Genomic DNA, 18,915 nt, shown 5'->3' on the forward strand with positions numbered 1-18,915 from the left:
ATAAAAATAAAATACAAGTTGTAAGATAGTAAAAAATATAATGCGTCGACCCTGTCACTTTATAAGGTGATATTTGTTTTTCTATAAGGTGACTATTGTCCCGTTACAACTGGACAACTACCCGAGTGCATAAACTATGATAAATCTCTGCACTGAAAATCTTTATTCTCTGCACTGAAAAGTCTTAAATATAATAATAAGATTATGGCCTTTTACAATTTAAAGAAGAAGCCTGCCTTGACTACTAAGGAAGGAGAAACGGAAACAATGTATGCCGACATTGTCTACAGTGGAACGATTCCGGCAGAACGATTGATCCGTGGCGTTGCTAAGAGAACCGGATTTAAGGAAGGAGTGATAGAAGGTATCCTTATAGAACTGAAAGAGGATGTATTGCAATATCTGGGTGAAGGATACCGCGTTGAATTGGGAGAGTTCGGTTTCTTTTCAGCCAAAGTGAAAGCTTCCCGATTGGTAGCAAATAAGAATGATATTCGTTCTGAATCCGTAGCTTTCAACGGGGTGAATTTCCGTGCTTCCAAGAGTATGCGTGTAGGTATTCGCGGAGATTTGGAGCGCAGAAAGTGTGTCGATTTCAATACTTCGCGTAAGTGGGACAGGGAGAACCTGAAGAAACTCGTCCTGCAATATATCGGAGAGCATGGCTTCATCACAAGAACCACTTATACAGAACTTACCGGGCGTTTGAAGAATACTGCATTGGACGATCTTAAATCTTTTGCGGCCGAAGGCATTATCAAGCGGGAGGGACGGGGTAATCAGATGCATTTTATAGCACTGCCACGAAAGGAACCGGATGGCGAGTAGTGAACTCTGATTGGATATGTTTAACTTGCGTTCGTGTGTCTAAAACATACTGTTATCGTCCATCATTAAATGATATTATGGCTAGAAATTTGTATCTTAGCGCCCATGTTGGGTTGCTAATCCGGTAACCGTGTATGTTTGTTTTTATAATACTTCTAAAATAAAAAAACGATGTTTCAGAAACTTGTAGCTATAGAGCCGGTCAGTCTGGTTCCGTCGGCCGAAAAAGCGTTGTATTCATTTGCCGGTCAGGTGGTGATGTATCCTGATGTACCCGCGAGTGATGATGAAATCATTGCCCGTATCGGAGATGCCGATGCGGTGCTTTTGAGTTATACCTCCCGTATCAACCGGTATGTACTTGAATGTTGTCTGAATGTGAAATACATTGGAATGTGTTGCTCGCTCTATTCTCCCGAAAGTGCGAATGTCGATATTCGCTATGCCAATGAACGGGGTATCACGGTAACAGGTATCCGGGATTATGGTGATGAGGGAGTGGTAGAATATGTCGTCAGTGAGTTGGTGCGCTGTTTGCATGGCTTCGGGCAGGAATCGTGGGAGGAGTTACCTCGTGAGATCACCGGCTTAAAAGTCGGAATAGTCGGATTGGGTAAGTCGGGCGGCATGATAGCGGACGCTTTGAAGTTCTTTGGTGCTGATATTTCATATTATGCCCGCAGTGAGAAAGAAGCGGCTACTGCCAAAGGATATTGCTTTTTGCCGTTGGAGAAACTCCTTGCAGAGAGTGAAGTCATTTGCTGTTGCCTTAATAAAAATACGGTTCTGCTGCATGAAGAGGAATTCAGGCAGATGGGTAATCGGAAAATCTTATTCAATACCGGTTTGTCGCCGGCATGGGATGAGGCAGCTTTCGCTGAATGGCTGGAAGGTGACAACCTTTGTTTTTGTGACACGATAGGCGCGTTGGGGAGTGAGCAACTGCTCAATCATCCGCATGTACGTTGTATGCAGGTGTCTACTGGCCGCACGCGTCAGGCGTTTGACCGCCTGAGCGCAAAAGTATTGGCCAATCTGTCAGAATACAATGGGTGATGTGATATTAATCAGGGTGCTCACTACTGACCACCCTGCAATATCCGATGTAGCACTATAAATGTCTACTACGGCATGCACCTGGTCATTTTTGATTTCTACCCTTTGCGTATCTCCCACAAATCCGGGGGTAGATTGTATGGATACCTGCATGTTCTCCGGACCGACAGAAGCTCGTGAGGCGGCAACTGTAACATTCACTTTGGTTGGAAAGAGGCGAATAGCTTCCGCAGCACTTCCGGAGAAAACAGTACGTTGCTCCGTTTGCAAGGAATCATCATAAACGGGAGTTCCTTTGAGTCCGTTAGGACCTTTTTCATTGAAGAAGCGGGCCGTCGTATTTCCCATCAGAGAGGCAGTTCTTAAAACATCGAATCCACCGGTAGCTCCGGATGCGATATAGATTCGTGTACCATTTGCCTTGGCTGTTTCTGTCACTTCCTGATAGAATGTCTCGTCTGCCAAAGCACCGATAGACAAGGTAATGACAGAGGTTCCCTTTCTCAATGCCGGCAAAGCCAATTCCCGCATAGCGGCAGGAGAGGCCGATTCCACCAGATAATCTGGTTTTAATGCTAATAACTCTTCCAATGTGGCGCAAGCAATGCAGGGCTTGCCATGTTGCTGCATTTTATGAACGATGTGCGCTGTTTTTGAAGCCGTACGCGAATAGACACCTACCAAGTCATAATCTGGTAATAAGCCTTTGACAACTGCATCCGCAACGATTCCTGCAAGTCGTCCACATCCTACAATGACTAATTTTTTCATGCAACAAAGATAATACTTTTATTGGTAAGAGCTTGGATTGGTAATATGGTATTTATTTTCATCAGGTCTGTATCTGGGAATGGATTTGTCTGATAGAGTAAGACTCATTTTTATTAATAATAATGTAACATATACTCTGTCTGGCTTCTGTTTTTTCTTTATAATAGTCTGTTTGTTCCTTTAATTTATGAGCCATTTATAGTTAGGTTACGAAGATTTTCTCTACATTTGTCCGGTTAATCTCTATCATCTCATACTCACTAAAGTCTATCCGCCCAATGAAAAAGAACTGTCTACTCTGCTTTTTGCTCTTCTTTTCCTGTTATTCGGCTTTTGCTGGTGAAAGCCTGGATTCATTGTTGAATGTGCTTGATAAAACGATTAAGGAAGCCGATATTTATGTACAGATCAAAGAGAACAAACTCCATGAACTGAAAAAAGAAGCACGAAAGACACCTCCCGTTTCTGTCGAACGCTATCATCTGAATAATGATATTTATCTTGAATATAAAGCATACAGTTCCGATTCCGCACTCCACTATCTGAATGAAAATATGCTGCTGGCTCGCCAGTTGAATGACAAAGAGCGGGAACTTAACATTCAATTGGAACTATCCTATCTGTTATCCTCTATCGGAATGTATATGGAAGCAGCGGATATACTTAACTCGATTGATCGTCAGACATTGCCATCGTCACTTTTGGGATATTACTATACTTGTTACGAGCATGTATATTTCGAAGCAGGAGCGGCACAACCCCGATATAAGATGTTTGCTTCCCGCTATGCAAAATTGAGCCATGCCTACCGTGATTCGATGCAGGTCACTTTAGATCCGTCCTCGGCTACATACCTGTGGTTGCGTGAGACGCAATTAAGAGAAGCCGGAAAATACGATGAGGCTCTTGAATTCAGTGACCGTCGGCTTGCGGAATCTTCTTTCGGAACGCCTCAATATGCACTGGTAGCCTATCAGCGTTTCCGCCTTTTTGAGAGCATGGGCAAGAAAGACGAGCATTTGTATTATCTGGTGCTTTCAGCCATTTCAGATGTGCGTTCCGCCATTAAGGAGCAATCTTCTTTGATGGTACTGGCACAAGAACTGAATAGAAAAGGAGATTTGAAACGTGCCTATGACTATATCAATTTCTCATGGGAAATATCACAATTCTATAAAACGCGGTTGCGGAGCTGGATGAATATCACCCCGCTTTCTATGATAAACGGGAATTATCAGGATATTATCAAGCAACAGAACCGGGAATTACTGATCTATATTGCGTGCGTAGCCTTGTTGGCATTACTGTTGGTGATCGCATTAATCTATATCTACCGGCAGATGAAAGCCCTTTCCATCGCGAAAAAAGGATTGCAGGAAGTAAACGAACGGCTTTTCTCGTTAAATGAAGAACTCGAAGAAGTGAACCGTCATCTTCGTTCCACCAATCTCGAGCTTTCCGAGTCCAATCTCATTAAAGAAGCCTATATTGCCCGTTTCTTCAAACTGTGCTCTGTATATGTAGACCGTTTGCAAGCGTACAGAAAGCTGGTAAACAAGAAACTGCAACGCGGACAAGTGGCAGAATTGCTCAAGATGACACATCTTAGCAATGACATTGTAACCGTTGAAGTGCAAGAATTATATGCGAACTTTGATTCCGCTTTCCTGCATCTCTTTCCTAATTTCGTGGAATCTCTCAATGCCTTATTATTGCCGGAAGAACAAATCGTTTTGAAACCGGATGAATTACTGAATACCGAACTGCGTATTTTTGCTTTGATACGTTTGGGAATAAAAGACAGTTCGCAGATTGCGGAACTTCTGCATTACTCAGTGAATACAATCTATAATTACCGTTCGAGAGTAAAAACAAAAGCACGTGTTTCACGAGACGATTTTGAAGATTTGGTGGCAAAAATCCGTTAATAAAATCTGTGCCCAATCTACCTTTTAATGTGAGCTTATTTAGAAATAAGATATTAATAATCAAGTGGTTATTTCTTTGAGAGAATTGTAGATTTCCACTTATATTCCCTTTGCTATTTTTTATCGGGGCATTTCCCTCTATTTTTGTCATAACCGAACGGAACGAACAGGTTCCGCCTTCGGGAGTTTCTTTTTTTATTAACCTTTATAGAAATACAAATGAAAAATGAATTACTGCATTTTTTTGTTCCGGAAAAAGGAAGAAGAACAAAACGCCAGCCGATAAGCTGGTTATGCTGTTGGGCTATTCTATTGGGAATAGTTTGCAACGCTTGCTCTGACGATGATCCTGTGAAAAAGAATCCTTACCTGCAAGTAAGTACCCGTGCCCTGCTGAAAGAAGTGGTGGAGGTCAAATTCAACAACATTGATGGAAATACCGATATTACTGTCGATTTTGGTGACGGGACGGTCAAGGAAGGAAAAGCTGCTACCCCTATCACTTATGCCTATACCCAAAGTGGCGACTACACATTGCATGTTACAGCAGGTCAGTATGAGGTGCAGAAGAGAATCCGTATCTATAATCTGTTGGCACTGACGGAGGCGATGAAGCAATTCAGAGAGCCGGACAACAAAAAAGTATGGGTCATGACACACCGGGCGCACACGTCGGACAGGACTGTTCCCGAAAATTCAGTCTCTTCCGTAGAAGATGCCATTGATTCGGGCGCGGAAGTGATCGAGTGTGATACTCATGTGACAAGCGACGGAGTGGTAGTGGTATGCCATGACCAAACCATTAATGCCACTACGGATGGCACAGGCGACATCACAAAAATGACCTATGCAGAATTACAGAAGTACAACCTGAAAGACCGGAATGGCCGGGTGACTGATGAAAAAATGCCTACTCTGGAAGAGTTTCTGAAAGCAGGACGCGGTAGAATCTATTACAACCTCGACTACTCTCCGCGCACGGCTACTTCGCAGCAGGTGGTGGATATCGTGATGAAGCTGGATATGATGGAATCTGTATTCTTCTATTGTAACAGTGCGCAGAAAGCGGAAGAAGTATTGGGTATTACTCCTAAAGCACATGTGTATACATGGACAGGAAGTCATAAACCGATGATAGGGCTGCCGGGTAATTACTTTGTGCAATACAGTTACCTGACAAACGGGAAAAGCACTCCTTTGGGAAGTTCAATCAATGACGGAATGCTTGCTACGGTAAATATGCTTCCGACAAGTGGCAGTAGCGTATCCGAATGGACACTGAACGAGGATTATCTGAATGAACTCTTGCAAATCTATCCGATGGTATGTATGATACAGACGGACTTACCGGACTTGTTGATTCCGGCATTACAGGCAAGAGGGCTTCGTTAACTTTATCATCTAATATAAAAATCATCTATTTATGAGAAATATTCATTTCAAAACGTGTACCTGTCTGTTAGGTATATTGCTGATGCTGTTTTCCGGTATCCAGGCAAGAGGAGCTTCCTTAGAAGTGCAGCAGGAACGTAAAATATCCGGTACGGTGATCGACGAAAAGGGGGAACCTGTCATCGGAGCTTCGGTGGTAGTTGTAGAGACGAAACAAGGCACCATCACCAATATCGACGGTAAATTCCAGGTGAATGCTCCGCAGAACGGACGTTTAAAAATCTCTTATATCGGTTATGAGACACAAGAGGTGGCTATCAAAGACCGGCAGTCATTGAAAATCGTGTTGAAAGAAGAATCCACAGCGTTGAATGAAGTGGTAGTGGTGGGTTATGGTACGATGAAACAGAAAGAAATGACCTCGGCTATTTCGCATGTCGGTGCGAAAGACCTGAATCAAATCTCCAGTCTCGATGCTTCCATGCTGTTGCAGGGAAAAGTATCCAGTGTATCTGTTTCCAATACGGCTTTGGCCGATCCGAACAGTACGGGAAGTATCCAGATTCGTGGTATATCTTCGCGTAATGCCGGGCTGGGCCCGTTGATTGTTGTAGACGGAGTGCCGGGAGGTGATATGACGAATATCAATCCCGCCGATATTGAATCGATCGATGTGTTGAAAGACGGTGCCGCTTCCGCTATCTACGGTACACGGGGTAGCAACGGTGTGATCCTTGTGAATCTGAAAAAAGGAACCCGTGACGGGGAAGTGCATACGACTTACAGCGCTGCCGTCACCTTCAATAAAGCAAAGAAAGAGCTGGACATTATGAATGCGGAAGAATATCGTGCTTACCGCACGGTTTCTAATCCACTTTCCGATATGGGAGCCAGTACGGATTGGTTTGATGCCGTTACCCGTTTGGGAGTGACACACATGCACACGTTGACCTTCTCCGGAGGTAATGCGAGAACTAATTATCGCGTAACAGCCGATTATCGAAAAGCGCAGGGAATCGACTTGCGTTCCGACCGTCGGGAATATGGTGCGCGTGCTACCATCAGCCACACAACGAAAGACGGCCTGTTTACCTTTGCGGCTAACATGACTCCCCGTGTCATCGACCGGAATAAGTCAGCCAGTGTCTATGGCAGTGTCATCAAGAATAATCCGACAATGCCGGTTTATGATCCTGAATCAGCTAACGGATACTATCGTTTTCCGTCCGGAGGCGACAGCTCGAATATTGTTGAACAATTGAATGAGGAAGAGAATGGTACAGAGATTAAATTGCTGGAATGGAATGCTACTGCTGCCGTTAATTTGTTGCCGTTGTTCAATCCTAATAATCCGAACATGGTCTTGAAATCACAGGTTACTGTTTCACAGTATCAGGTGGATAAGTTCAACGGATGGTTCATTCCGTCTACTTATGGTCCCAATGTCAATTCGGGTGTTGCCGGAAAAGCGAGCCGTGACTTTGATAAAAACACTAACAACAATCTCGAATGGGTGACCAACTTCTCTACACGCATCAAGGATCATCAAATCCGTGCAATGGTAGGTTATAGCTACAATTATGGGGTAAGTTCGGGTATGGGAGCCGAGAACTGGGACTTCTCTTCCGACGGATTGACGTACAATAATCTGGGCTCCGGTCTGGAAGCAGCCAAAGAAGGAAAAACCATGATGAGCTCTTATAAAAATGACCATAAATTAATCAGCTTCTTCGGACGTGTCAATTACGATTGGAAAGAGCGCTATTTGTTCACTTTCTCTTTACGCCACGAAGGTTCCTCCCGCTTTGGTGAGAATCATAAATGGGGTAATTTCCCGGCGGTATCTGTCGGCTGGCGTATCTCGGATGAGAAGTTTATGAAAGGATTCTCATGGATTGACGACTTGAAAGTGCGTTATGACTATGGGGTGACAGGTAATCAGGAAATAGGTAACTACCAGTCTTTGGCAACCTATAGAGCCTATGGCTGGTATCAGTATGGCGGCAACAACTTCCATGTATGGGGACCGAGTAAGAATGTCAACTCGGAACTCCGTTGGGAGAAAGGGCACAATCAGAATATCGGTTTGGACTTCTCGCTCTTCAAACACAAAGTGACCGGTTCATTTAACTATTTCCACCGTAAACAAAGCGATTTGCTCGGTAGCTATTCCGTATCGGTTCCGCCCAATTTGTTCTCTACCATCTATGCCAATGTGGGTACATTGCGCAATACCGGTTTCGAGCTTGATATAACTGTAAATGCTGTCCGGACAAAGGATTTCACTTATAGTTTCACTTTAGTGGGAGCCACTAATAACAATAAGTTTGTCAGCTTCTCCAATGATGTGTACAAGGGGCAGAAATATTACTCCACGTGTAATATGGCGAATCCCAACAATCCAGGATATTTGCAGCGGATTGAAGAAGGCGAACGTATCGGCAACTACTTCACCTACCGTTATGCGGGAGTGGACAAAAAAGGTGACTGGCTGATTTATGACAAGAAAGGAAATGTGATTCCTGTTGCGCAGGGTACGGAAGAAGACAAGGCAGTGACCGGAAACGGTTTGCCGAAATTCACCGGTTCTATGACGCACAACTTCACTTACAAGAATTTCGACTTGACTGTTGCCCTCCGCGGTGCTGCCGGGTTTGACCTATTCAATGTGCACGATTTCTATTTTGGCTTGCAGAGTATGAGTACCAACCAGTTGACTACCGCCTATTCGAAGAATGCGCATATCACGACGGGTAAGAATGTGATAACCGACTATTTCATCGAACCGGGGGATTACCTGAAGATAGACAACATCACTTTAGGATATACGATGAACCTGAATAAGAAGTATATTGAAAAGATACGTTTGTTCGGCACAGCCAACAATCTTTATACATTCACGAAGTTCACCGGTGTAGACCCTTCTACCTACGAAGTGAACGGACTGACACCGGGTACTTTCGGAGGAGGATACAACTATTATCCGTCTGCCTTCCAGTTTATTTTAGGTTTACAAGTTAGTTTTTAAAAAAAGAACCATTATGAAAATAACAAAATATATCATAGGATTAAGTATGATGGCGGGCACAGTGTTAGGCTTACCGTCTTGTACGGATCTGTCGGAAACGGTGTATGACCAGGTGATGTCCAAGAACTATTATAACACGAAACAGGATGTTATCAACGCCGTTTTCCGTCCCTTTGAGCACATGTATTGCTGTATCTGGATACGTCATGAGAACGAGGAACTTCCCGCAGACCAGTTGATTACTCCCACTCGTGGCACTTGGTGGTACGATGGAGGTTTGTGGGAAATGTATCACCGTCATCAATATGATGATATCAATCAGGGCGACTGGTTGAGCGAATGGGAAAACTTTTATGTAGGTATTGGCCAATGCAATATGGTATTGGACGACTTGAACCAATTGAATCCGTCCAATTATGGTTTGAGTGACAGTGAATTTGAAAGTTTTAAAGCGCAGTTGCGCTGTATGCGTGCCTGGGGTTATCTCCGTCTGTTGAATACCCATCGCAACTGTATTCTCACCACTACATCAGACCAGGCTGTGAACGAACTGCCGGAAAATCGGAAGCAAGTCTCTCCGCAAATCATGTTCGATTTCATCGAGAGTGAATTGAAAGATTACTGTCTGGCGGCCTTGCCCTCCAAGAGTGGACAATCCGGGAATGGTAGCCAACAGGGACAGTTCACGAAAGCTGCTGCGGCATCATTATTGGTGCGTCTTTATCTGAATGCGGAGGTATGGATCGGTCAGGCGAAATGGCAGGAATGTATCGATATGTGTAAACGTATCACGGGAGGAGAGTTCGGATATTATGCGATTGCGGATAACTGGTATGAACCTTTCGACTGGAACAATGAAATGTGCAATGAGGTGATCTTCGGTTTTCCCGGTTCTTACGGGCTGACCAGCTGGCATCTGCAAAATGACAGAAGAACGGTTTACGGACGTGGTTTGCCTTATGGTAGTGCGTATTACCTGAAAATAGAGGGAAACGGCGAACGGAATCCGAAATACGCGCTTTCACCGAGCTATGACAATCAGCAGCCACGCGAACTGTTCGACTATGGATTAGGAATGGTTACCCGGAAGTTTGCCAAATATCAGGGAGACATACGTTATAAGCAATATGTAAACACCGGTAACAATACCCGCGAAGGTATGTTTTTTCTCGAAGGTAAGATTGCCAACTCCGCTGTCAGTGGAGGATATGCCAAGAACCCGGATAATCAATATGTGATTTATTTGCGTGACCAGGTCGGACGATTTGAGGGAAATGCAGAGTCAGGTTATATCTCTAATCCGGCTTATAAGGAATCTAAATTGGGTAATGGTGACTTCAATTCCGGACTTTACTGTGTGAAGTATCCTTTCTATCCGTTTACCGGAGGTTATTATATTGAGTCCGACTATACAGAGATTCGTTTGGCAGAGATTATTTATTCTCAAGCTGAAGCCCTTCTCCGTCTCGGACAAGCAGGTGAGGCTGGCAAATTGCTGAACAGCGTGCGTAAGCGCAACTACGAAAACTTTACAGCGAATATCGCTTACCAGCCGGAAGGCAACGTAGTACTCGATCAGAAAGAAATGCTGGATGAGTGGGGACGGGAATTTCTGGCGGAAAGCCGTCGTCGTACAGACTTAATTCGTTTCGGCAGGTATCAGGAAGCATGGTGGGACAAACCACGGGATGCGGACAATCATTATGAACTGTTCCCCTTGTCGCAGACACAACTAGAACAGAATGAATACCTGAAACAGAATCCCGGTTATCCGGATATTGCCCGGTGAAATCGGTGAATTTGTGATTATTCTTATCTAATGTACAAGTTAAAAAAGAAAGAAAATGAAAAATAGTTTATTCATAATATCGAAGCTATGTATGCTGGCTTTCATTCTCCTGTTGGCACAGGGATGCCAGGAAGACTATGAGATGATAGACCCGCCGATGATGACCGACTACGACGATGATCTGGACGAAGAAGTGATTATGCAGAAAGGACTGGAGAGTTACTTCGTGACTCAATTCGGTGAAGGGGAAATGGATGGTAGTTCCTGGGAACAGGCGTTGGATGTGGCTGGCTTCCGTAAGTTGTTGAGCGGTTCTGTCGATCTGTCCAAGAGTACGATTTACATGAGTCAGGGGAAATATGTCATGTCCGAAGAAAGTGGACTTGGTGTAATCGTTCGTAAGAATATAAAGGCGATTAAGGGCGGATATAGTCAGTTTAGCGAAGGGACCGATGTTTCGGCACGTGATATAGATGCGTATGTGACTGTTATCAGCGGCGATGTGAACGGAAATAAACAGGCGGATGCCGGTGACTGTGGTTTGCTATTGGTGAAGAAAGGGCATATTGTCATTGAGGGAGTTACTTTCCAATATGGATATGTGTCTGAAGCGGATGCCAGTACAACCGAATGTGGTAGTGGAATTTACGTGAGCGGCGGTGTTGGTGATACTTCCATCGAGTTGACCGATTGCGTGATTAGAGATTGTACGTCAGCAGTAACGACTTCTGCCAAGCAGGGTGGTCCGGCAGTCTTTGTCTTGTCGGGACAGGTGCGGCTGAATAAGGTGAACTTGCTGGATAATAAGGCTGTCGGTCGTGGAGGCGCTGTTCGTTGTAGTAGCAAGACAGCGGTGGTGTTTATGAATGGTTGTCTGTTGAAAGGCAATTCTCATAACGGTTCGTGGGGAAATGGTATTCAGATGTCGGAAGGACATATCTGTATTAACAATACCACGCTGATAGATAATATGGGGACAGGTGCCGCTCTGAACGGAGGAGGAAGTATCCTGCTGACCAATAATACAATCATTGGAAATGCGAGCGATAGTCATGGAGCGGTACGTTGTGAGACAGGTGCCGGTGGTGATACGAAGTTTATTAATAACCTGTTGATCTCTGAAAATCCTTCGGCTCCGAGCTTTAATCTGAATGGCAGTAACTTTGAAGCCTTTTCGAAGGGATATAATGTGTATCAGCGCGTGACGGGAATAACGATGAGTGCGTCCGACACGGCTTATCCCAATCCGGTGAATGGCATGCTGAATGAAAAGGGAGTGTATGTGTGGGATCTCAATCAGATTGGTTCGGTAAAAGGATATGCTACCAAACAGGCGGTGATAGAAGTTGCGAAAAGTTTTAATCCGGTGACTTCGCCTATTGCTGATTTGGGAGAAGTGTTTGTGGAATGGGTCGGTGAAGATGCTTTCGGTATAGACCAACGCGGAGTGACTCGTAATGCGAACAAGATGCAAGCCGGTGCTTATGATGCGGTTCTGACAAATTAAACTCTAAAACGACTGTAACATGAAGAAGATATTTTATATAATAGCTTTGGGTATCGCACTAGCCGGATGCTCAAACAACGAGGATGAGTTACTATCAATGGGCAGTTTCCCCGAAGATCATGTCATCCGCGTCATTACCGAAGTGAATGAACCTCTGTCGCGTGCAGGGTATGACGCCATGAATCTGGAACGTTTCGGATTAATGATCCGGAACAGCGAAAATGCTGCTTATAACTATCATAAACAAATGGTTGGTTCCGGCAGTGCATGGAGTACGTCTGACGGTCAACAGATGCTTTGGGATGCAGAAAGAACACCTGTGACGATGATAGCGTATGCGCCATTTATGAGTGAAGCCACTCCGGACGCTTCGTTGACGGTCAATGCGTTAACCAACCAGTCTACCGAAGAAAATGTGAAATCCTCTGATTTCCTGTTGATGAAAGCGACAGTTGACCCGGAGCAGGATTTAACGGCAGATGGGAAACTGAAAATCTCTTTGAATCATGCCATGAGTAAGTTGATTATAAAAATCACGGTCAATGGTACGACGGATGCTTCCATGAGTAAGTTAGGAGATATGGCTATCAATGGGGCTGTTGTCAATGCCACTTGTGATTTGTCAGCAGCGGCTCCGGTAGTTGTTCCTGCGGCGGATGCAGTAGTGGCAACTGTGGCTCCCTATAAAGGGACGGAATCTTGCGAATGTATCCTGCCTCCTCAAAAAATAGCAGAGGGCTTCTCTGTCAATTTCAGCTATGACGGGAAACTGTATATCTGGACTGCAAAAGAGCCCATTGAACTGGAAAAAGGAGTGGAACATACCTTAACTCTCAATGTAAACACAACAGTCCGACTGGCTGCTAAAATGGCCAGAAATTGGGCAACCGGGCAACTTATCGACCGGAATTAAAGAAGGAGGAGATAAACGATGAAGATTACAAAACTGATATTGGCTGCGTATTTACTGACGAGTATGGCGGCCTGTGATACAGATAAGAATATAGCTATGTACGGTGAAGATTCCGGTGCTATCCGGATTGAAGCCTCTATTAATACTGCCTTTACCCGCAGTAATCCCGGTGCGGCGGGAGATCAGCAGAAACAATTTAATGAGGGTGATGAGATTCAGTTAAGTTGTGAGGATGGGTATTTGAGTTATGTACTCTCGGAAGGAAAATGGATACCGACGGATAACTATTATTTAAGGTGGGGTGCGGAGCCGGTGACTTACTCGGCTTTCTATCCGGTGGTGAGCGGAGCCAGTACGGCCAACTTTACACTTCCCACCAACCAGCAACGTCTGGAAAACCTGGCCAAAGCCGACTATATGACATGTACTGTGGAGAATGCAACAGATGATGGTTCCCGTATTCTTCGTTTGGGTATGAACCGGAAAATGGCAAAAGTGATTATGACGCTTGCAGATGTAGGCGGACAAGGCAAGGTGCAGGGAGTAAAGATCGGTTCTTATCAGGGATACACGAATGGTGAAGTGGTATCGGGCACTTCTTTGATATCACCGTTCATTACAGTTCCCAAAGGTGGTAAGGCAGGACAGAACGGTTGTACTTATACTGCCATCGTAGCTCCCGGAAAAGCCGGAACCACCGCTACCTTTGTCTCTTTGAATTATTTGGGAGAAGATTTGGTATTACCCGGTATTCCGGAATTGAAGCCCGCAAAGTGTTATGAATTCACGTTGAAAGTGGAAGGCTCGATTATAAGTATTAGTGAACCCATTGTTTCTCCGTGGGATAGCGGTACTTTGTCGGGAGGAGATGTAGAAGAATTGCAGCTTGCGGCTTATTACGTAAAAGAACAGCCTGCCGGAAACGCAACCGGTATGGATTGGGACAATGCTATGGGAGTGGATGCGTTGCGCAACTTGTTACAAACGAATGGTAACAGTGACATCTCCAACGCTAATGCAGTCAAACTGGATGGCAAGAAGATTTATGTAGCTGCAGGCTCTTATGAGATGGCGAAAGAAAATTCCGGCGTGAAGATAGAATATAGCGGTTATAGCAAGCAAGTGGAAATAACGATTGAAGGCGGATATGATCCTTCAAGTACGGGAACGGATTTGACGAAGCGTGACATTAGTAAATATACGACTGCTTTTGTCAGAAATACCGGTAGTGGAGCGTTTGCGACATCCAACTCTTTATTAGTGCTGGGCAATCAGACAAATATTATTTTCGACGGTTGTACTTTCAACGGACAATATGGATTGAACGATGCAGGAAGTGTCCGTGCCGTATTTGTTGCGGCAGGTGGAGGTGATGCAACCCTGCAACTGAATAATTGTGTCATCAAGAACTTCAATCGCGGAAGTGATGGTGGAACAGATGGTGGAGCAGCCGTTAAAGTATCAAAGGGAAGAGTCTTGCTAAATGATGTAGAGATGGTGAATAACAAGGCGACAGGGCGGGGAGGAGCCATCACTACCACCGCAGCAAACAGCTTTCTGTTTATGAACAACTGCTTGTTGCATGAAAATTATGCACCGACCGCTTGGGGAACTGCCATTCATGCCGGAAACGGATATGTCTGCATGAATAATGTAACCGTACTTGGTACCACCGCTACTGGAGGAAATAGTATCACAGTCAATGGAGATGCCTATTTTATGCTTGCCAATACTACCATTGTTGGTAATTCAGGTAATCCGAACGGTGTGTTCCGTGCAGGGGGCAGGGCTTCTACAGTGGTAAATTCATTGTTTGCTAAAGGAGCCGGAAGCAGGACGATTTATGCAGGTAATATTACTTCCGGTGGATATAATGTATATCAGGCTGCGGATGCAGGTTGGGGAGCTGTTTCTACGGACACGGACTATTCATCCCAAACTCTTCCCGCCGCAACTTTGACCGATGGTGTTTACCAATGGACGGTAACCGGTACTATTGATGAATTTGCAACGAAACAGGCTGTAATTGATGCGGTGAAATCTTTCGACGCAACTGTGGGACAGCAATTTATCAATTGGGTGGGTGAAAACGGCTTTGGAGTAGACCAACGAGGAGTTGCCCGTAATGTCAACAAGATGCAGGCTGGTGCTTATGATGCCGGGTTGTAGCAGTGAGGCAATAGGTAGTTGAACAAAATTGAGCAGAAAGATTAAATAATGATAGATATGAAGAAAAGCAGGTTTATAGTGCTTTTGTTACTTTTCTGTTTGCAGCCAGGTTTCCTGGCTGCACAACGGGCGGAGGCCATCCGCAAGGATGTATTGAATCCGTGCCTGGACAAAGTATTGGTGGTGGCGCACCGTGGAAATTGGAGTATTGCCCCCGAAAACTCCCTGGCGGCTATCGATAGTGCTATTCGGATGAAAGTGGACATTGTAGAGATTGATATCCGTAAGACGAAAGATGGTCAGCTGGTACTGATGCATGATGATACGGTAGATCGCACCACCAATGGTACAGGAAAAGTAAAAGATAAGACATTGGCTGAAATAAAGCAACTTCGGTTGAAAGATAAAGACGGCCGGCTGACGGAACATACTGTCCCTACTTTGGAAGAAGCTTTGCTGGCTGCCAAAGGCCAGATAATGGTTAACCTGGATAAGGCTTACAGCATTTTTGATGATGTATATGTGATATTGAAGAAAACCGATACTGCAGATTTAGTGATAATGAAAGGTGCCCAACCCGTGGAGACGGTGAAGCGGGAGTTCGGTTCTTATCTGGATAAGGTAATCTATATGCCCGTCGTAACGATTGATGAGGAGAAATCGATGAAGGTGGTCGAGGACTATATGGAACAGTTGCATCCGGTTGCTTTTGAGTTGTGTTACCGGAATGTTGCAAGTCCGGTGCCTGCCCGGATGGAACGCAGGCTGGCAGGGAAAAGTCTGATTTGGTATAACACTTTGTGGGCTTCTCTGGCAGGAGGACATGATGATGAGGCTGCTAGGAAAGATCCGGACGCAAGTTATGGGTATCTGATAAACAAGTTGGGGGCAAGAATCCTCCAAACAGACAGTCCGGCTTTTATGCTCGATTATTTGAGAAGTAAAGGATGGCATGACTAATCACTAAGACTAAATTTATGAACGATATAAAGTTTTCTTTATGGGCAGCGGGATGGTTGTTCATCCTGCTCCTTGCAGGCAGTTGTAAGTCGGCGAATGAGTCGAGAGCTCCGGTTGCTTTAACCTGGGAAATGGGAAGCTACGATGGAAATGGTAAATATTATGAGAATTCTTTTGTACTGAAGAATGTTTCGGATGCTCCTATTGGAAAGGACTGGGAGATTTATTATTCGCAGTTTCCCCGTTCGATCCGGCAGGATGCTTCGTCGCCGGTTAGGGTAGAGGAAGTAAATGCGACTCTATTTAAAATATATCCGGGAGAAGGATTTAGTTCACTGGCTCCGGGAGATTCATTGAGAGTGATATTCCAGTGTGACGGGAAAGTGCCGAAGAATTCACATGCGCCCGAAGGGAGCTATTGGGTAAGTCAGTCGGGGACATCGAAAGGTAAGCCGCTGCCTGTGACGTTACATGCCATTCCATTGCCTGTTACTGAATGGCAAAGGACGGCTGCACGGAAGACGTATGAAACCAATCTTCGTTTACTAAATGCAGATACTCCGGAGTTCCGGATGACGGATATCATACCTTCCGTAAAAAAGGTGCTTGCTACCGGAGGGGAAACGGTGTTGGAGAAACAACTTGCTTTGACTTTCCATGAGGATTTTGCCAATGAAGGAAAACTGTTGAAAGAGAAGCTCACTGCATGGCATGGATTGGAAATTGTGCCGGAAGCCTCGGTAACCATTGTCTTGGACTATCTTTCTGACAGGAAAAAAGCAGTCAATGAGGAATATTATGAACTGTGCATTGACGGTCAGCAAATAAGGATTAGTGCCGCTACTCCACATGGAGTTTTTAATGGTACACAGACCCTGTTAGGATTGCTGAAAGGGCAGGAAAGCCCGTTCCGGTTGGAAGCAATGTCTATACAGGATTATCCGGACTTATTATATCGGGGACAGATGCTCGATATTGCCCGGAATTATACAACGGTGGATAACTTAAAGAAGCTGATTGATATGCTCTCTTCTTACAAACTGAATGTGCTCCAGTTCCATTTCTCGGATGATGAAGGCTGGCGGCTGGAAATTCCGGGATTGGAGGAGTTGACTGCAATCAGTTCGCGGCGGGGACATACAACCGATGAAAAGGACTGGTTGTATCCGGCTTATGATGGCGGATATGATCCGTATGCTGCAACATCGGGAAATGGTTATTATACCCGGGAGGAATTCATTGATTTATTACGATATGCGGCGGAAAGACATGTGCAGGTCATCCCGGAAATAGAATCCCCCGGCCATGCACGTGCGGCGATTGTGGCAATGAATGTACGTTATAAGAAATACATCGATACCGATCCGGAGAAAGCGGAAGAATATCTTTTGAGTGACTTGCAGGATACTTCCCGATATGTTTCGGCACAAGCCTATACGGATAATGTTATGAATGTAGCCTTGCCCTCCACTTATCGTTTTATGGAAAAGGTGATTCAGGAAATAGTGGCTATGTATAAGGAAGCCGGTACACCGCTGGCTACCATCCATTTGGGAGGTGATGAAGTGGCTAAGGGCGCATGGATGGGTTCCCCTTTATGTAGGGCGTTAATGGAAGAGCAAGGCATGGAAAAGGCGCATGATCTGGCCGAATATTTCATCACCCGGGTAGCTGATTGCCTGCAACAGCATCATTTGTCTTTTAATGGCTGGCAGGAAGTGGCTTTGGGGCATCAAAAAGACACTCATACTTATTTATCTCAACGGGCAGCCGGTATCAATTCGTGGAAGACTGTTCCGGAATGGAAAGAGGATGAAATACCTTATCAGATAGCCAATAACGGTTATCCGGTCATCCTCTGCAATGTGAATAATTTCTATCTGGATTTGGCTTATGATGCTCATCCTGATGAACCGGGACATTTCTGGGGAGGATATGTGGATGAATCCAAAGCATTCTCCATGCTTCCGTTCGATGTCTATCGTTCTTCACGTACGGATATGGCGGGCAATCCGGTGGAAATTGGTTCCGCAGGAAAAGGAAAAACGACATTGACTGCCTCCGGCAGGAAACAAATAAAAGGGGTACAGGCACAACTGTTTGCCGAAACAATTCGAGGATTTCAATGGGTAGAATATTATATGTTCCCTAAAGTGATGGGACTGGTAGAGCGTGGCTGGAATGCGCATCCGGATTGGGAAACCCTTTCCGGTGCAGCCGAGCAGCAAACCTTTGACCGGGATCTGGCACTGTTCTATGAAAAAATCAGTGTAAAGGAAATGCCTTATTGGAGCCGGATAGGGGTAAACTTCCGTTTGCCTCATCCCGGACTCACCATCCGGGACGGACTTCTGTATGCAAATACTTCTATCGAAGGAGCACAGATACGCTATACGACGGATGGGACTGAACCGACGGTTGAGTCGGAGCTATGGGAGACTCCCGTAGCCTGTCAGGCTGCTGTTGTAAAAGCAAAGTTGTTTTATAGGGATAAGCAAAGTGTGACCAGCTGTTATTGGCAGTAATTAGTGGAATAGTAGAATAGATGTACTTTTAATTTCTAGCCGTTTTATT

At 44.9% G+C, this 18,915-nt stretch carries 12 protein-coding genes; 11 read left to right on the plus strand and 1 reads right to left on the minus strand.

The features are described 5' to 3' along the window. Positions 1 to 204 precede the first annotated feature (204 nt). A complete protein-coding gene (locus KTR06_RS20180) occupies positions 205 to 828 on the plus strand; it encodes an HU family DNA-binding protein (RefSeq protein WP_008023859.1) in 624 nt (207 codons plus the stop codon). A gap of 171 nt (positions 829 to 999) precedes the next feature. Continuing rightward, the gene (locus KTR06_RS20185) at positions 1,000 to 1,884 is read left to right on the plus strand and encodes an NAD(P)-dependent oxidoreductase (RefSeq protein ID WP_004309884.1); all 885 of its coding nucleotides are present in this window, start codon (positions 1,000 to 1,002) and stop codon (positions 1,882 to 1,884) included. Here the strand turns inward: KTR06_RS20185 and KTR06_RS20190 are convergent. Then, positions 1,867 to 2,655: an aspartate dehydrogenase domain-containing protein gene (locus tag KTR06_RS20190; protein ID WP_120067663.1), complete on the minus strand. Its 789-nt coding sequence runs from the start codon at positions 2,653 to 2,655 to the stop codon at positions 1,867 to 1,869. The two genes, KTR06_RS20185 and KTR06_RS20190, sit on opposite strands and share 18 nt — an antisense overlap. Before the next feature lie 278 nt (positions 2,656 to 2,933). Between KTR06_RS20190 and KTR06_RS20195 the strand changes: the two genes are divergently transcribed. The 9 genes from KTR06_RS20195 to KTR06_RS20235 all read left to right on the plus strand — a co-directional run bounded on the left by KTR06_RS20195 (position 2,934) and on the right by KTR06_RS20235 (position 18,866). After that, the gene (locus KTR06_RS20195; RefSeq protein ID WP_009040959.1) at positions 2,934 to 4,583 is read left to right on the plus strand and encodes a DUF6377 domain-containing protein; all 1,650 of its coding nucleotides are present in this window, start codon (positions 2,934 to 2,936) and stop codon (positions 4,581 to 4,583) included. Positions 4,584 to 4,802: 219 nt separating this feature from the next. Then, on the plus strand, positions 4,803 to 5,975 hold the full coding sequence (locus KTR06_RS20200) for a glycerophosphodiester phosphodiesterase family protein (RefSeq protein ID WP_118195100.1): 1,173 nt from the start codon (positions 4,803 to 4,805) through the stop codon (positions 5,973 to 5,975). Positions 5,976 to 6,006: 31 nt separating this feature from the next. Beyond that, complete coding sequence (locus tag KTR06_RS20205; RefSeq protein ID WP_217290758.1) at positions 6,007 to 9,003, plus strand: SusC/RagA family TonB-linked outer membrane protein; 2,997 nt, start codon at positions 6,007 to 6,009, stop codon at positions 9,001 to 9,003. A gap of 13 nt (positions 9,004 to 9,016) precedes the next feature. Continuing rightward, positions 9,017 to 10,792, plus strand: a complete 1,776-nt coding sequence (locus tag KTR06_RS20210) for a RagB/SusD family nutrient uptake outer membrane protein (RefSeq protein ID WP_120067659.1) — start codon at positions 9,017 to 9,019, stop codon at positions 10,790 to 10,792. A 55-nt stretch (positions 10,793 to 10,847) separates the two neighbouring features. Further along, positions 10,848 to 12,299: a right-handed parallel beta-helix repeat-containing protein gene (locus KTR06_RS20215; protein WP_009040961.1), complete on the plus strand. Its 1,452-nt coding sequence runs from the start codon at positions 10,848 to 10,850 to the stop codon at positions 12,297 to 12,299. Positions 12,300 to 12,318: 19 nt separating this feature from the next. Next, positions 12,319 to 13,212 (plus strand): fimbrillin family protein, encoded by an 894-nt coding sequence (locus KTR06_RS20220; RefSeq protein ID WP_120067656.1) that lies wholly within the window; start codon positions 12,319 to 12,321, stop codon positions 13,210 to 13,212. 18 nt (positions 13,213 to 13,230) lie between these two features. Beyond that, a complete protein-coding gene (locus tag KTR06_RS20225; RefSeq protein ID WP_032851618.1) occupies positions 13,231 to 15,381 on the plus strand; it encodes a fimbrillin family protein in 2,151 nt (716 codons plus the stop codon). A 57-nt stretch (positions 15,382 to 15,438) separates the two neighbouring features. Then, complete coding sequence (locus KTR06_RS20230; RefSeq protein ID WP_008023870.1) at positions 15,439 to 16,341, plus strand: glycerophosphodiester phosphodiesterase family protein; 903 nt, start codon at positions 15,439 to 15,441, stop codon at positions 16,339 to 16,341. Positions 16,342 to 16,358: 17 nt separating this feature from the next. Continuing rightward, positions 16,359 to 18,866, plus strand: coding sequence for a family 20 glycosylhydrolase (locus tag KTR06_RS20235; protein ID WP_217290759.1), 2,508 nt, complete (start codon positions 16,359 to 16,361; stop codon positions 18,864 to 18,866). Positions 18,867 to 18,915: the final 49 nt, after the last annotated feature.

It is taken from the genome of Bacteroides sp. MSK.20.12, assembly GCF_019052435.1.
In the GTDB taxonomy this organism is placed as follows: domain Bacteria; phylum Bacteroidota; class Bacteroidia; order Bacteroidales; family Bacteroidaceae; genus Bacteroides; species Bacteroides xylanisolvens.

Coding starts and splice junctions, on each gene's coding strand:
- KTR06_RS20180 (WP_008023859.1), top strand. CDS start 205: ATGGCCTTTTACAATTTAAAGAAGAAGCCTGCCTTGACTACTAAGGAA.
- KTR06_RS20185 (WP_004309884.1), top strand. CDS start 1,000: ATGTTTCAGAAACTTGTAGCTATAGAGCCGGTCAGTCTGGTTCCGTCG.
- KTR06_RS20190 (WP_120067663.1), bottom strand. CDS start 2,655: ATGAAAAAATTAGTCATTGTAGGATGTGGACGACTTGCAGGAATCGTT.
- KTR06_RS20195 (WP_009040959.1), top strand. CDS start 2,934: ATGAAAAAGAACTGTCTACTCTGCTTTTTGCTCTTCTTTTCCTGTTAT.
- KTR06_RS20200 (WP_118195100.1), top strand. CDS start 4,803: ATGAAAAATGAATTACTGCATTTTTTTGTTCCGGAAAAAGGAAGAAGA.
- KTR06_RS20205 (WP_217290758.1), top strand. CDS start 6,007: ATGAGAAATATTCATTTCAAAACGTGTACCTGTCTGTTAGGTATATTG.
- KTR06_RS20210 (WP_120067659.1), top strand. CDS start 9,017: ATGAAAATAACAAAATATATCATAGGATTAAGTATGATGGCGGGCACA.
- KTR06_RS20215 (WP_009040961.1), top strand. CDS start 10,848: ATGAAAAATAGTTTATTCATAATATCGAAGCTATGTATGCTGGCTTTC.
- KTR06_RS20220 (WP_120067656.1), top strand. CDS start 12,319: ATGAAGAAGATATTTTATATAATAGCTTTGGGTATCGCACTAGCCGGA.
- KTR06_RS20225 (WP_032851618.1), top strand. CDS start 13,231: ATGAAGATTACAAAACTGATATTGGCTGCGTATTTACTGACGAGTATG.
- KTR06_RS20230 (WP_008023870.1), top strand. CDS start 15,439: ATGAAGAAAAGCAGGTTTATAGTGCTTTTGTTACTTTTCTGTTTGCAG.
- KTR06_RS20235 (WP_217290759.1), top strand. CDS start 16,359: ATGAACGATATAAAGTTTTCTTTATGGGCAGCGGGATGGTTGTTCATC.